Annotated in this window: 11 protein-coding genes and 1 pseudogene; 9 read left to right on the top strand and 3 right to left on the bottom strand. The window is 68.8% G+C overall.

Going from position 1 to position 12,998, the window contains the following annotated elements; all coding sequences use genetic code 11:
- Positions 1-6: 6 nt before the first annotated feature.
- The 6 genes and pseudogenes from ACH4U7_RS40190 to ACH4U7_RS40165 all read left to right on the top strand — a co-directional run bounded on the left by ACH4U7_RS40190 (position 7) and on the right by ACH4U7_RS40165 (position 3,174).
- Complete coding sequence (locus ACH4U7_RS40190) at positions 7-960, top strand: LysR family transcriptional regulator (RefSeq protein WP_398532725.1); 954 nt, start codon at positions 7-9, stop codon at positions 958-960.
- A pseudogene (locus ACH4U7_RS40185) lies at positions 869-1,288 on the top strand (LLM class flavin-dependent oxidoreductase); the annotation flags it as partial. The gene ACH4U7_RS40190 and the pseudogene ACH4U7_RS40185, both read left to right, overlap by 92 nt.
- A 19-nt stretch (positions 1,289-1,307) precedes the next feature.
- Positions 1,308-1,451, top strand: a complete 144-nt coding sequence (locus ACH4U7_RS40180) for a hypothetical protein (protein WP_398532879.1) — start codon at positions 1,308-1,310, stop codon at positions 1,449-1,451.
- Positions 1,448-1,777, top strand: coding sequence for a hypothetical protein (locus ACH4U7_RS40175; RefSeq protein WP_398532878.1), 330 nt, complete (start codon positions 1,448-1,450; stop codon positions 1,775-1,777). Before ACH4U7_RS40180 ends, ACH4U7_RS40175 begins: the two co-directional genes overlap by 4 nt.
- Before the next feature lie 34 nt (positions 1,778-1,811).
- Positions 1,812-2,045 carry a hypothetical protein gene (locus ACH4U7_RS40170; RefSeq protein ID WP_398532724.1) on the top strand — a complete coding sequence of 78 codons (234 nt, stop codon included), beginning with the start codon at positions 1,812-1,814 and terminating at the stop codon, positions 2,043-2,045.
- A gap of 130 nt (positions 2,046-2,175) precedes the next feature.
- Positions 2,176-3,174: an NADP-dependent oxidoreductase gene (locus ACH4U7_RS40165; protein ID WP_398532723.1), complete on the top strand. Its 999-nt coding sequence runs from the start codon at positions 2,176-2,178 to the stop codon at positions 3,172-3,174.
- Between the two features lie 154 nt (positions 3,175-3,328).
- Here ACH4U7_RS40165 and ACH4U7_RS40160 read toward each other — a convergent pair whose 3' ends face one another.
- Together ACH4U7_RS40160 and gyrB are read right to left on the bottom strand one after the other, a co-directional pair.
- Positions 3,329-5,446, bottom strand: coding sequence for a type IIA DNA topoisomerase subunit B (locus tag ACH4U7_RS40160; protein WP_398532722.1), 2,118 nt, complete (start codon positions 5,444-5,446; stop codon positions 3,329-3,331).
- Positions 5,447-5,528: 82 nt separating this feature from the next.
- A complete protein-coding gene (gene gyrB, locus ACH4U7_RS40155; protein WP_398532721.1) occupies positions 5,529-7,562 on the bottom strand; it encodes a DNA topoisomerase (ATP-hydrolyzing) subunit B in 2,034 nt (677 codons plus the stop codon).
- A 731-nt stretch (positions 7,563-8,293) separates the two neighbouring features.
- Between gyrB and ACH4U7_RS40150 the strand changes: the two genes are divergently transcribed.
- Positions 8,294-9,247 carry a right-handed parallel beta-helix repeat-containing protein gene (locus ACH4U7_RS40150; protein ID WP_398532720.1) on the top strand — a complete coding sequence of 318 codons (954 nt, stop codon included), beginning with the start codon at positions 8,294-8,296 and terminating at the stop codon, positions 9,245-9,247.
- A gap of 452 nt (positions 9,248-9,699) precedes the next feature.
- Positions 9,700-10,812 (top strand): ABC transporter substrate-binding protein, encoded by a 1,113-nt coding sequence (locus ACH4U7_RS40145; RefSeq protein WP_398532719.1) that lies wholly within the window; start codon positions 9,700-9,702, stop codon positions 10,810-10,812.
- A gap of 695 nt (positions 10,813-11,507) precedes the next feature.
- Here ACH4U7_RS40145 and ACH4U7_RS40140 read toward each other — a convergent pair.
- The gene (locus tag ACH4U7_RS40140; protein ID WP_398532718.1) at positions 11,508-12,068 is read right to left on the bottom strand and encodes a TetR/AcrR family transcriptional regulator; all 561 of its coding nucleotides are present in this window, start codon (positions 12,066-12,068) and stop codon (positions 11,508-11,510) included.
- Positions 12,069-12,163: 95 nt separating this feature from the next.
- Here ACH4U7_RS40140 and ACH4U7_RS40135 point away from each other — a divergent pair, with 95 nt between their 5' ends.
- Positions 12,164-12,904 carry an SDR family oxidoreductase gene (locus ACH4U7_RS40135; RefSeq protein WP_398532717.1) on the top strand — a complete coding sequence of 247 codons (741 nt, stop codon included), beginning with the start codon at positions 12,164-12,166 and terminating at the stop codon, positions 12,902-12,904.
- Positions 12,905-12,998 lie beyond the last annotated feature (94 nt).

Below are 12,998 nucleotides of genomic sequence, written 5' to 3'. Positions count from 1 at the left end.
TGAGGCGTGCTGCTGCGCCAACTCGAATACCTCGTCGCCCTCGCCCGCGCCCGCCACTTCGCGAAGGCGGCCCAGGCATGCTTTGTCTCCCAGCCGGCCCTGTCCGAGGGCATCCGGAAACTGGAGGAGGAACTCGGCATCCCCCTGGTCCAGCGGGGTCGTCGTTTCGAGGGCTTCACACCGGAAGGTGAGCGGGTCGTCCTGTGGGCACAGCGCATCCTCGCCGACCGTGACGCGATGCGGGGCGAGATCCAGGCACTGCGGGCGGGGCTCAGCGGCCGGCTGCGTATCGGCACCGTCCCGACCGCGTCCACGGCGGTCGCGCTGCTGACCCAGCCGTTCTGCGCCGCCAACCCACTGGCGACCGTCCAGGTCTTCGCCGACCTGCAGGCCGAAGACATCGTGAACCGGCTGCGGACGTACGAACTCGATGCCGCCGTCACCTACCACAGCTCCGTCGCCGCGCACGACTTCAAGTTCGTACCGCTGTACCGGGAACGCTATGTGCTGCTGACCCAGCGGTCCGCGCCCGACTCCGGGGCCGCCGAGATCTCCTGGGAGGAGGCCGCCCAGTACCCCCTGTGTCTGCTGCACCCCATGATGCAGGGCCGTCAGGTGCTCGACGCGGTGTTCGAGACCGTGGGCGTATCCGTGACACCGCGGGTCGAGACCGACTCGATCGCCTCCCTGTTCGCACAGGTCAGAGCCGGTCAATGGGCGAGCATCGTGCCGCACGCCTGGCTGCATGTCTTCGGTGTGCCCGCGGGTATGCGCGCCGTTCCGCTGGTCGGCCCGGTCCGTACGGAGCGCATCGGCCTGGTGCTCCCGGCCCGTGAGCCGGTCTCCGTGATCGGGCAGGCGCTGATCGATGTCGTGGAGCGGGCCGGCATCGCCGCCACGCTGGAACGGCTACCCCACCAGGCGCCGGGCGACGACACCCCGTTCGGCGCGCAACGTTAGCGTTCGCCCCTGGGGAGTCCGTCAGCCTCGACGCCCGAGCTCGCCGTATCGACGACCTGGTCGCGGGGCCGACCGGTACGGCCTGCTGTCGAGCGGCTGTCGTACGCTGCCAGTCCACAGTCCATCACCGAGGGCGTTCACATTCGCCGACGTGGCGATCGGTGAAGGGGTGGGACCGGCCCAGCGGATCCCGGAGCTGTTGGAAGAGATCGCGCTCGCCGACGAGGTCGGGCTGGATGTGTTCGGCCTCGGCGAGCACCACCGAGCCGGATTCGGCGCGCCCGCGCCGGTGGTGCTGCTTGCCGCCGCCGCGGCCCGGACGTCACGGATCCGGCTCACTCGCGCCGATGGCCGAGCTCTTCCGCGAGGCCCTCGCACACCACGCTCAGCCGCCCCAGCCGGTGGCCGTCACCATGCACGGCTTCGTCGCCGACACCTCCCAGAAAGCGGCCGACCTCTACTTCCCCGCCGACGCGCGCTGTTCAACATGATCGGCGCCGAGCGAGGTATGCCCCCGGTTACCGCGGCCGATATAGCCGCGAAGAACGGCCCCGGCAGCATGCACGCGGTGGGTTCACCCGGCCAGGTCGTGGAGAAACTGCTCCACCAGCACGAGGTGCTTGGCCATCAGCGCGCCATGCTCCAGCTCGCGGTCGGCCCCGTGGGCCACCGCGACGTGATGCGCACCATTGAACTCCTGGGCACCGAGGTCGCACCAGTCGTGCGCACGGAGGCCGCGACCGAGTCCGTCCGAAACATGGGAGACACGGGAAACGCCGCCGCTCCCAACGGAGGGGGCAGTCACAGCCACGCGTGATTACTACATCGGCAACACCCCGCTCGTGCAAGCCGTGGACACGTTCCCTCACGGCTCCGACGTCCAGATCCGCTACCGCAGCTATCAGCCGATGCCGCACCTACTGGCCGACCACCCCATCGGCCTCAACGAATTGCTGACGAAGGAGCGCGGCCTCGACCGCACCTCCGCACGCCGGGCGCTCGACAGTGGTGCCCTCGAGGCCGACGTACGCCAGGCCGGAACACTCGGCATCGCCTGGAAGGGCAAGTTCGCCAAGTCCGTGTGAACAACGCGTGGCCTGCACCGCCGGTGCTCCGCGCCACACGCTCGACCAGGACACCTTCCCGACGCCGACCACCAACGGTCGGCACCTCATCCGCCCCGCCGAAGGGGCACGACCCCACATGGGAGAAGTCATGCGCGCACTCCACGTCCCGGCCGCCGGCCGGCAGCCCGTCCTCGCCGAACTGCCCACCCCGGCGGTGCCCGACGGTCACGTGCTGATCAAGGTCGTAGCCGCCGGTCTCAACGCCGTCGACAACACCATTGCCGCCGGCATGATGGCCGAGATGGCGCCGCACGAGTACCCGCTCGTGCTCGGCCGCGACGCCGCCGGCATCGTCCAGCAGGTGGGCACCGGTGTCGACCATGTCGCGCCCGGCGACGCGGTGTTCGGGCACGTTCTGTTCACCCCGCCCGTCCAGGCCGGCACCCTCGCGGAGTACGCGGTGCTGCCCGCCGCCTCCGTCTGCGCCAAGCCCGCGAACCTCGACTTCGTCACCGCCGCCGCGATCCCCCTGGCCGGTGCGGCCGCCGTGGCCGCGGTCGACGCCGTCGCCCCCCGGCCCGGGCAGGCGGCGCTGGTCAACGGCGCCACCGGCGGCGTCGGCTCCTACGCGATCCAGCTACTGGCGGCCCGCGGCGCGACCGTCGTGGCAACCGGTACCCCAGCCGACACCGACCGGCTCACCAAGTTGGGCGCTACCACCGTCGTCGACTTCACGACCGGCTCTGTCACCGAACAGGTCCGGGCGGCCCACCCTCACGGCGTCGACGCCCTGGTCAACCTCGCCGGAAACACCACGGACGACGTGCCCCTGGCCGCGGTCCGCAAGGACGGCAAGGTCGCCACCACCACGACGGCACCCGACGCCGACGCCCTTGCCGCCGCCCCGGCCTCACCGGCACTGGTGTCTTCGCCCAGCCTGTCACCGAGACCATCGCGCCGCTCGCCGAGCAGGCGGCTGCCGGCACTCTGTCCGTCGAGGTCACCGCCGTCCTGCCGCTCGACCAGGCAGCCGACGGACTCGCCACCATCGCCGCCGGAACGGCGAACGGCAAGATCGTCGTCGCGATCGACGATTAGTACGGCTGTTGCAGATCGCTGTTCCTGCCGGCCAAAAGATAGTTTCTGACCGCAGGGAGCTGACGGAACGTCATGTGGCTGGCACTGGCCGACGATGTGGGGCTCGTCGTGGCAATGCCGGCGCCGCAGCCTGGCGGCGGCGCCGACAGGACCACCCTTGCGCCTGATCGCTGCGGAGGCGGTGGGGGCGGGGCGCGCGATTCTCAGATATCGATCCTGGACCGGTCGAGCGTGGCAGCGGAGCTGGTGATGAACTCCCTGCGGGGAGCTACGTCGTTGCCCATCAGCAGGTCGAACACGTTTTCCGCGGCCTCCAGGTCGGAGAGGTTGATCCGGCGCAGGGTGCGGTGGCGCGGGTCCATTGTGGTCTCGGCCAGCTGATCGGCGTCCATCTCACCCAGGCCCTTGTAGCGCTGGATCGAGTCCTTGTACCGGATGTTCTTGCTCTGAAACTCCAGGAGCTTGTCGCGCAGCTCGCGGTCCGAGTACGTGTAGACGTACTTGTCCTGCCCCTTCTTCGGCTGGATGAGCTCGACGCGGTGCAGCGGCGGCACGGCGGCGAAGACGCGGCCGGCCTCGACCATGGGCCGCATGTAGCGGTGGAAGAGGGTCAGCAGCAGCGTGCGGATGTGGGAGCCGTCGACGTCGGCGTCGGTCATCATGATGATCTTGCCGTAGCGGGCCGTGTCGATGTCGAAGGTCCGCCCGGAGCCGGCTCCTATGACCTGGATGATCGCGCCGCACTCGGCGTTCTTCAGCATGTCGGTCACGGAGGACTTCTGGACGTTGAGGATCTTGCCGCGGATCGGCAGCAGCGCCTGGAACTCGGAGTTCCGGGCGAGCTTCGCGGTGCCGAGTGCGGAGTCGCCCTCGACGATGAACAGCTCGCTGCGGTCGACGTCGTCGCTGCGGCAGTCGGCGAGCTTGGCGGGCAGGGAGGAGGAGGACTCCAGGGCCGTCTTGCGGCGCTGCGCGTCCTTGTGCTGGCGGGCCGCGATACGCGTGCGGGCGGCGGCGACGGCCTTCTCCAGGACCACCCGGGCCTGCTGGGCGGCGTCACGCTTGGTGGAGGTCAGGAACGCCTTGAGTTCCTTGCTGATCACGGTGTTGACAATGCGGCGGGCCGCCGAGGTGCCGAGGACCTCCTTGGTCTGGCCCTCGAACTGGGGCTCGGCGAGACGGACCGTGACGACCGTGGTGAGGCCCTCCAGGGCGTCGTCCTTGACGATGTCGTCCTCGGCGACGCGGAGCAGCTTCTTGGCGCGCAGCACATCGTTCATCGTCTTGGCGACGGCCTGTTCGAATCCGGCGACGTGGGTGCCGCCCTTGGGGGTGGCGATGATGTTGACGAACGACCTGACGGTGGTGTCGTACCCGGTGCCCCAGCGCAGCGCGACGTCCACGCCGAGCTCGCGGGTGACCTCCGTGGGCGTCATCTGGCCGTGGTCGTCGAGGACCGGGACCGTCTCCTTGAAGGTGCCCTGTCCGGTGAAGCGGAGGATGTCGCAGACCGGCTTGTCGCTCGCCAGGAACTCGCAGAACTCGCTGATGCCGCCGTCGAAGCGGAAGGACTCCTCGCCCTTGCTGCCGCCCTCGTCGAGTCCGCACTCGTCCCGGACGACGATGGTCAGTCCCGGCACGAGGAACGCCGTCTGCCGAGCCCGCTGGTGCAGGTTCTCCAGGGAGAGCTTGGCGTCCTTGAGGAAGATCTGGCGGTCGGCCCAGTAGCGCACGCGCGTGCCGGTCCGCGACTTGGGGATTTTGGTGGTCTTGCGCAGGCCCTGGGCGGGGGTGAAGGGGGCGTCGGGTCCGGGGCCGGTGTAGGTGCCGGGTGTGCCGCGGCGGAAGCTGATGGCGTGGGTGCGGCCGTGGCGGTCGACCTCGATGTCCAGCCGGGCGGACAGGGCGTTGACGACGGAGGCGCCGACGCCGTGCAGACCGCCGGAGGCGGCGTAGGAGCCGCCGCCGAATTTTCCGCCGGCGTGGAGTTTGGTGTAGGCGATCTCGACGCCGGACAGGCCGGTGCGGGGTTCGGTGTCCACGGGGATGCCGCGGCCGTTGTCGGTGACTTCCACGGAGCCGTCGTCGTGGAGGATGACCTCGATGTGGTCGCAGGCGCCGGCCAGGGCTTCATCGACGGAATTGTCGATGATCTCCCACAGGCAGTGCATCAGGCCGCGGCTGTCGCTGGATCCGATGTACATGCCGGGGCGTTTGCGTACGGCCTCCAGTCCTTCGAGCACCATCAGGTGCCGTGCGGTGTAGTCGGAGCCGTCCTGCGGGCGGCTGCCGGCAGCCGGGACGGGGGGGAGTGTGCTCACGCAGTGCTCTCCTGGGCAACAGAGGATAGTGGTGGGGCTTCGGGTCGGGCGTCCCGAGCGTGCGGGAGGCCAGTGCCCAGGGTCAGATGTCGAGGAAGCGGACGTCCTTGGCGTTGCGCTGGATGAAGTGGCGGCGGGCTTCGACGTCCTCGCCCATCAGGACGGAGAAGAGGTCGTCGGCGACGGCTGCGTCATCGAGGGTGACTTGGCCCAGGACCCGGTGGTCGGGGTCCATGGTGGTGACGCGCAGTTCCTCGGCGTTCATCTCGCCCAGGCCCTTGAAGCGCTGGATGGAGTCGTCCTTGATCCGGCGGCCGTCCTGTCGGCCCCGTTCCAGGAGCATGTTGCGTTCGCGGTCGGAGTAGGCGTATTCGACGTGGTCCCGGCTCCACTTGACCTTGTACAGCGGGGGGCGGGAGAGATAGACGTGGCCCCCCTCGATCAGGGGGCGCATGAAGCGGAACAGGAAGGTCAGCAGCAGGGTGTTGATGTGCTGGCCGTCGACGTCGGCGTCCGCCATCAGGATGATCTTGTGGTAGCGGAGTTTGGCGATATCGAAGTCCTCGTGCACGCCCGTGCCGAACGCGGAGATGATCGCCTGGATCTCCTGGTTGTGCAGGATTTTGTCGATCCGGGCCTTCTCCACGTTGAGGATCTTGCCGCGGATCGGGAGGATCGCCTGGCACTGCGGGTTGCGGCCGGATTTGGCCGAACCGCCGGCGGAGTCTCCTTCCACGATGAAGATCTCCGACATCGCCGGGTCGTTCGACTGGCAGTCGGACAGTTTGCCCGGCAGCGCCGCCGTTTCCAGCAGGCCCTTGCGGCGGGTCAGGTCGCGTGCCTTGCGGGCCGCGACCCGGGCCGTGGCCGCCTGCATGGCCTTGCGCACGATGTCCGCGACCTCGTTCGGGTTACGGTCGAACCAGTCGGTCAGATGCTCGTGGACGATCTTCTGCACGAAGGTGCGCGCCTCGGTGTTGCCGAGCTTGGTCTTGGTCTGGCCCTCGAACTGCGGTTCGCCGAGCTTGACCGAGATGATCGCGGTCAGGCCCTCGCGGATGTCCTCGCCGGAGAGGTTGGCGTCCTTTTCCCGCAGCAGTTTCTTCTCCCGCGCGTAGCGGTTGACCACGGTGGTCAGTGCCGTGCGGAAGCCCTCCTCGTGGGTGCCGCCCTCATGAGTGTGGATGGCGTTGGCGTAGGAGTACACGCTGTCGGTGTACTGGCCGTTCCACTGCAGGGCTACCTCGGCCGACAGCAGCCGTTCCGTGTCCTCGGCGGCGATGGTGATGACCGAGGGATGGGCCGGTTCGCCCTTGCGGGCATTGAGGTAGGCGACGAAGTCGGTGATGCCGCCGTCGTAGCGGTAGGAGACCGTCTTCGCTGCCGGATCCGAGTCGGCTTCGTCGGCCGCGGCCGTCGCGCGCGCGGAGGGCCGTTCGTCGGTGAGGGTCAGAGTGAGCCCGCGGTTGAGGAAGGCCATCTCCTGGAAACGCCTGGCCAGCGTCTCGAAGGAGTATTCGGTGGTCTCGAAGATGCTGCCGTCTGCCCAGAACGTCAGGGAGGTGCCCGTCCGGGAGGTGGCCTCGTGGCGGGCCAGCGGGGCGGTGGGAGCGCCGTCCTTGTAGTCCTGCGTCCACCGGTGGCCGTCGGTCCAGATCTCCGCCGACAGCCTGGTCGACAGCGCGTTGACCACCGACAGGCCCACACCGTGCAGACCGCCGGAGACCGCGTACCCGCCGCCCCCGAACTTCCCGCCCGCGTGCAGCACGGTCAGCACCACCTCGACGGCCGGCCGCTTCTCCACCGGGTGCGTCCCCACCGGGATGCCGCGGCCGTTGTCGACCACCCGTACCCCGCCGTCGGCCAGGATCGTCACGTCGATCCGGTCGGCCACCCCCGCGAGTGCCTCGTCCACGGAGTTGTCCACGAGCTCCTGCACCAGGTGGTGCAGCCCCCGCTCTCCCGTGGAGCCGATGTACATCCCGGGCCGCTTGCGCACCGCGTCCAGGCCGTCCAGAACAGTGATCGCGGTGGCGTCATACGACGCCGTCCCGGCATGGCCGGGCTGCTGGGATTCGGGGGTACCGCTGGCGGTGCGAGTGTCGTAAGTGGTCACAGATGCTCTCTTTCGGGCATGGCAGACCGCGCTCCCACACCACGCGGTGCGGGAGCGGCCGGACAACTGGCGGGGACAGGGCGCGGCAGCCCAAACAGGGTCCCGGGGCTCACGGGCCTCGGGACCGTCGACTACCGGGACGCTGTCCAGGATACCGGAGATACCCCTTGTTGATGGGGCGGGAACGCCTCCATCCGTCGCCGTGCAGCCCTATCACCGGCCAGACCAATCCCCCCTGCCTTGGCTCCTTGGAAATGCGGCAGAGGGCCGCTTGGGGGCTTTCTTGGTGCCTTGTCGCGTAGCGCTCCAGGCACTATTTCCGGCGTGACCCTCCGCGGTCACCAGTCGCGCTGCGTCAGGCCGCCAGCCGCCGGCCTCCCGCCGAACCCTGCCCCGGCAGAGGGCGCTGCTGGAGGCGGCCTTCCAGGGGCCGCCGTGCTGCTGGATCACGGCGTTCCACCTCATCTGCGGCATCCCGCAACACCACGGCCCCAGCCTGCGGCTCGCCCTCCTCAACCGTCCACTCGACACCGTTGAGCCGGATGCCGAGTCCCGGCGCCAACACCAGCATCCCGGCCGGCATCAGGCAGCCCGGGCGGGATCGGCGCGGGTCGGGTGTGACCGGTCTTCGGTGAGCGGGCCCTCGGCAGCCCGTACAAGGTTCCTACAAGGTTCACCCAACCCCGGCAACACACGATCGGAGCAATCAACGATCCGAAAGGCAGCCAGCCATGCGTCACGCCCTCACCACCGGAGTCTGCGGCACCCTGGTCGCCGGAGCCCTCGTCGCCGCGGGCGGCATTCTCGCCGTACCGGCCAATGCCGCTGGAAGCGGTGTGGTCTACGTAAGCCCCACGGGCAAGAGCGGTAACCCCGGGACGCAGAGCAAGCCCGTGAAGACCCTCGCCGATGTGCGTAAAGTCCTCGCCGCCCGGCAGAACCCCCCGACGGTGACGGTGCTCTTCAAGGGAGGCGCCTACAAGCTTCCCCAGTACAGGTGGGGGAACTGGTCGGCGCAGAGCGTCACGTTCAAGCCGCAGCCCGGCACCGGAGCCCCGGTCTTCGACGGCGCGAAGAGGCAGAAGTACTGGCTCGTCGTCGATCCGACGAGGACGAAGCTCACCTTCACCGGGTTGCGGCTCAGCCGGTACACCACGGGCGGGATCATGCTCCGCGGCACTGGTACGGCCGACAGCCGAAGGGTGATCGGCGCCACCATCAAGGGAATGAAGTTTACGGACATGGGTGGTGCAGAGTCAGGTTACGCGGCGGTCCATCTCAACTACGCCCGGAACACCACGATTACGGGGAACACCTTCCGCAACCTCGTGAACAGGGACTGCCCCGGCTGTATGCACGCGGTGTACTTCGCGAATCAGAGCAACAACAACACCGTAAGCGGCGGAACCTTCTCCAAGATCTCCGGAGACGCGATCCGGGCAGCCGACTACAGCAACGGCAACAAAGTACGGGGTGGCAGCTACAGCAGGACCGGCACCAAGGCGGTCTTCTCCGCGTGGCGGCTCGCGCGCGACACCAGGTGTGCGCACGGCAATGTCTTCTACACCACGGCCAGGTTCTCCAAGAGCTACAGGGGTGCGACCATCCCCACCGTGCTGGACGGAGCCGACGACTCGAGCAAGCCCCCGTGCACTCCGCGTGCCGTCGTACGCAAGAACCCCTGATCCGACCATCAGCCCGCTTGGCCTGGCTCCTGGCCCTGCCTCGGCATCTGCCCCGGCATCTGGCCGAGGCGGGCCGGGGCCCCTGCTGACGAAGGGCACCTGAGCGCCGTCGGACCGGGCTTCGGCGGCGCCGGGCGCCGATGCCCGCCCGTAGATTCGACGAGACCTCCAGAATCGCGGTGTTGCCGCCGTGCAGTTCGAGCGTTAGCGGGCGATCCGTCTCGGAGAGGCCCCCGACTCCCCTCGTCCAGGCGGTTGCGTCGGTGCATATGGAGAGGGGTGAGCTGGTCCGGGGCGGTGATCGGTTCGGGTAGCGGCGCGGGGGTCGGCTGACGGCCACGGGACGGGCGCGGAGCTGGCCACTCCCGGCTCGGCTACTCTCGGCGCCACTGACGTTCACTCTGCGATCCGGGCAGACTGCAACCGAAGCGGCACTTGGGAGACGCCAACGCATGAATACGCCACCATCGCCACCTGGAGCGGAGCGGACTTATGGATCATCCGTCCGGATCGGCGCTCTCGTTCCGCTGACTCGGCCTGGCTGGGTCGAGGCAGGCCAGCACTTGCTCGCTGGTCTCGAGTTGGCCGTTCGCGAAGTCAATGACGCCGGCGGGATCGTCGGAAGACCACTCGAGCTGGTGGTCCGGGACACCGCGGCCGATCCACAGAGGGCCGCGGCGGCCGTAGATGAATTGGCTCGCCTGGGCGTGGTTGCGTTGGCGGGGGAGTATCACAGCGTCGTCGCTCGCGCCGCTGCTGCCAGGGCCGACGCCCTCGGCCTGCCGTTCCTCTGCTCGTCAGCGGTTCTCGACGGGCTCACCGAACAACCAACGGATTGGGTCGCACGCCTCGCCCCGGCGCAGTCCCACGGCTGGCGGATCTACGCAGACTTCCTCCTCAGTGCGGGCCACGGTCGAATCGCCGTAGCAGCCGAGCCGAGTGTCTACTGGGCGTCCGGGGCCCGTACTCTGCGGGACTACCTCGCTCCACGCGGCGGCACCGTCATCGAACTCGACATGCGCGCGCTCGCCCCCACAGCCGTGTGCGACGAACTCGTCGACAATCGTGCGACTGCCCTCCTTCTTCTGGTCGGCCACCCGGAGCCGGCAGTGCCGATCGTCAAGTCTGTCCGCCGCGCCCAGCGCCTCGCCGAGATCATGATTGGTGCTCCGGCCGGGCAACCGGAGTTCTCCGAATGGGCGACGTTGCTGGGCGACGACGGCGCCGCGATCCCGTTCTTGCGCTACCTGCCCGAGCGCCTCAGCCCACTCGGTGCACGAGTCGAGACGGCCCTGCGCGAGCGGCTGGCCGAAGCGCCCTCCTTCGTCGCCTTCGAGGGCTACGACACGGGTGCCGTCCTCGCCGAGGTACTGCGTTCTCACGGCGCGGATCGGGAGCGCATTGCCGAATCCTGGCCGCGCGTTGCAGTCGAGGGCACCCGCGGGCAGATCCGGTTCTCCCGCACGCCAGGCATCAGCGTTTGGCAATGGGCTTGGACGCCGGTCCAAGTCGTTGATCGAGATCCGACGGAACCCGGTCGCTTTCGGATCCTCCACACCGGCTGAGAGAGCGGAGGTCCGTGAAGGTCCGTGAAGCCCCTGGCAGGACAGGTCTCACCACGAGATCATGTCCGTGCCCACCAGAAACTTCGCGGCGGTCATTTGTGCTGCCACGCGCGACGTTCCGCGCCACGTCGTCGAGTGCCTGTCCCGCCCGCCGGCCGCGCATCGGCGCCGTATCGGCACGTCGAAGGGATCGCGGGCGCTGGGGCCGTTCCATGCCCCGCGCCGGCATGACCCACGTGATCCTCGACGGCGCGCAGCTGCCGATCGACCGGATCAGCGCAGTGCGTCGGATTGAGAGGTTGTAGTCAGCGTGGGGGTGAGGTGGCGGGGGATCCGCCGTTGACCGGTGGGACCTCGTTCTCGCGGTGTGTCGTGTGGGCCGTGGCTCGTGCGCCTTGGCCCGGTGCTTGCGGTGGCGGATCCACGTGAGCGGCAGGTCCTGCTCGGGTCCTGGAGTTGGTCGCCTTGGTCCCGCACTGCCGAAGGTAGGCACGGTTGTCACGGCTGACGTAGGCCGTGCTGTCGCGCGGACGTGGTTTGGAGGGGTGTGCGGTCGGCCTGGACCGCGCCGTCGGATCCGCAAGGCGCTCGGTACGGGTGAGCATATGGGGCTGTCGCCGTGTCGGGTGGGTGAGATCTGCCAGGTCGGCGGGTGGGCCCGGGCATCGGGAAGGAACTGGACCTTTCCTGTGCCCTCACCGGTCCGCGTCCTGTCGGCGAAGGCCGTCGAGGATGACGTTCATCAGAGGCCGTGCCGTTGATTCCCACTTATCCCGGTCGAGTCGGCTGAGGTAGGCGATGAGCAGAAGGACCCCGGGGGCGTCCACGTCCGTGCGGATGGAGCCGGCCGCTTTCCCCGCGTCCAGCAGGTGGCCGAGGGCGCCTTCGATGGGGTTGTGGCTGTGGGCGACAAGGTCCTGCCACGCCGTCGGCTCGAGCGCTGCCAGGACGCCGCGCTTGATTTCTGCGTAGTCGATCACTCGGTCGAGCCAGTGACGCAGGGCTTCCACGGGCTCGTGTTCCGCCAGCAGAGCGGACGCGGCGGTCACGAGTTCTTCGACGTCGCGCCGGTAGACCTCGGCGAGGAGCGCTTCGCGGTTGGGGAAGTTTCGGTAGAGCGTTCCCTGTCCCACACCGGCGCGCTTGGCGATCTCGTTGAGGTGGACGTGGTTGGACTCGGCGAGGGCTGCGCGGGCGGCCTCCACGATGCGGGTCCGGTTCTGCGCCGCGTCCGTACGGCGTGCTGGCGCGCTCATAGGCCTCTCCTGATGCTCCGTTTCTGAAAGTGGACACGTGTCCGGTACGGTGAACCCGTGCACCGGACACGTGTCCATTTTACTTGGAGGCAGTAATGCTCTCTCTTCACGACAAGATCGTCGCCATCACCGGAGCGAGTGGCGGCATCGGCGAAGCCACGGCCCGTCTGCTCGCCCAGCGCGGCGCCGCGGTCGTCCTCGCGGCGCGCCGCGGCGAGCGCATCGACGCCATAGCGCAGGACATCCGGAAGGAGGGGGGCCGCGCTGCCACGTGCGTCGTCGACGTCACCAAGGCGGAGGACCTGCGGCGCCTGGTCTCCACCGCCATCGACCAGTACGGCCGCATCGACGTCCTGGTGAACAACGCCGGCATCGCCCCGATCAGCCCGCTGGCCGACCTCGACACCGAAGGCTGGTCGGCCATGATCGATGTCAACCTTCGCGGCATGCTCAACGGCGTCGCCGCCGCGCTGCCCGTCTTCCGGGAGCAGGGGTCGGGCCACCTGGTCAGCATCGTCTCCGTGGCCGGCCTGTCCGTGTCCCCCTCGATGGCTGTCTACGCCGCGACCAAGAACGCGGTGCGCACCATCCACGAGGGGCTGCGCACGGAGTCCACCGACGGGGTGATGCGCACGACAGCCATCTCGCCGGGATACGTCCGCACCGATCTCGCCGGCTCCATGGCAGACCCGCACATCCGCGAGCTGACGCGCAAGAACATGGACGCGATGGGCATCCCTCCGGCGGCGGTCGCCCGCGCGGTGGCCTTCGCCATCGAGCAGCCCGGCGACGTCGAGGTCGGCGAGATCAACGTTCGCCCCACCGTCCAGGCATGACACGTGCAGTCACCGGTCAAGTGAGAACAGCCGCTTGTGCAACGCCACTGTCCGGCCCGACAGGCCGACGAGCGGAACACAGCTCCGGGCCCGC

Source organism: Streptomyces sp. NPDC020845, from assembly GCF_044334165.1.
GTDB lineage: Bacteria > Actinomycetota > Actinomycetes > Streptomycetales > Streptomycetaceae > Streptomyces.
The sequence above is the reverse complement of the archived record's forward strand: the minus strand, read 5'-3'. Positions and strand labels throughout refer to the sequence as shown.

Coding starts and splice junctions, on each gene's coding strand:
- ACH4U7_RS40140 (WP_398532718.1), bottom strand. CDS start 12,068: ATGAGCGCGCCAGCACGCCGTACGGACGCGGCGCAGAACCGGACCCGC.
- ACH4U7_RS40145 (WP_398532719.1), top strand. CDS start 9,700: ATGAATACGCCACCATCGCCACCTGGAGCGGAGCGGACTTATGGATCA.
- ACH4U7_RS40135 (WP_398532717.1), top strand. CDS start 12,164: ATGCTCTCTCTTCACGACAAGATCGTCGCCATCACCGGAGCGAGTGGC.
- ACH4U7_RS40150 (WP_398532720.1), top strand. CDS start 8,294: ATGCGTCACGCCCTCACCACCGGAGTCTGCGGCACCCTGGTCGCCGGA.
- ACH4U7_RS40175 (WP_398532878.1), top strand. CDS start 1,448: ATGATCGGCGCCGAGCGAGGTATGCCCCCGGTTACCGCGGCCGATATA.
- ACH4U7_RS40180 (WP_398532879.1), top strand. CDS start 1,308: ATGGCCGAGCTCTTCCGCGAGGCCCTCGCACACCACGCTCAGCCGCCC.
- ACH4U7_RS40165 (WP_398532723.1), top strand. CDS start 2,176: ATGCGCGCACTCCACGTCCCGGCCGCCGGCCGGCAGCCCGTCCTCGCC.